Below are 861 nucleotides of genomic sequence, written 5' to 3'. Positions count from 1 at the left end.
CCTTCAGGTCAGTCGTATCCGGTTCTGAGGCAGGCCGGGGGTTTCCACACGCAGGCGGAACAGCCCGCCGGCCGTGGGCTGTCTGGCCCGGGTCTCCGCATCCTGCCCGAGCCAGGCGGTGGTGCAATAGAGGGTCTTCAGGTCGTCGTCGCCGAACGCGGCCTTGGTCACGGCGGAGACGGGGAAGGCGATCTTGCCCAGATATTGGCCGTCGGGCGCCCAGCGGCCCACGCCCCAGCCGCCGAACAGGCCCACGTGAAGCACGCCCGCCGAGTCCACCGACGGGCCGTCGGCGTAGCCTTCGGTGGTCGTGGCGAACAGGCGCCTGTTCGAGATCGCGCCGTCCCCATGGTCGAAGGCGTAGACCGCCTTATCCAGGGTGTCGTGGTGATAGAGCACCTTGCCGTCGGGGCTCAGGGCCGGGCCGTTGGTGACGCCGTAGCCGTCGTCCATGAGCGTCAGTTCACCCGCCGCCCAGCGATACAGGGCGCCCGTCTTTTGCTGCTCGGAATCGTCCATGGAGCCGAACCACAGGGATCCGTCCGGGGCCACAAAGCCGTCGTTCAGGCGGTTCCAGGGGCGGTCCCGCTCGACCGGCTGGAACAGCGAGAAATCGCCTGTCTCCACGTTGAACCGATAGAGGCCGCCGCGCACGCCGCAGATCAGCGAGCCATCCCCGGCCGGCAGGGCGAAGCCGATCTGGTCCGGGGCGGACCAGCTCTGCTTCGCCCCGTCGTCGACGCCGTAGCGGTTCAGGGTCCGGCCCTTGATGTCCACGAACCAGACGCAGCGCCGGTCCGCGTCCCAAACCGGTCCCTCGGCCAGTTCGGCCCTGAGGTCCCAGATCAACTCGGGCGTCGG

The 861-nt window shown here is 69.0% G+C and carries 1 protein-coding gene; it reads right to left on the bottom strand.

From position 1 onward, the window contains the following. Positions 1 to 3 precede the first annotated feature (3 nt). Positions 4 to 861, bottom strand: an 858-nt coding sequence (locus C0461_RS14335) for an SMP-30/gluconolactonase/LRE family protein (protein ID WP_363378761.1), incomplete at its 5' end; no start/stop codon positions are given.

Source organism: Brevundimonas sp., assembly GCF_013823285.1.
Taxonomy (GTDB): Bacteria; Pseudomonadota; Alphaproteobacteria; order Caulobacterales; family Caulobacteraceae; genus Brevundimonas.
Note: the sequence above shows the minus strand (reverse complement) of the source record. Positions and strands in the feature narration are given on the sequence as shown.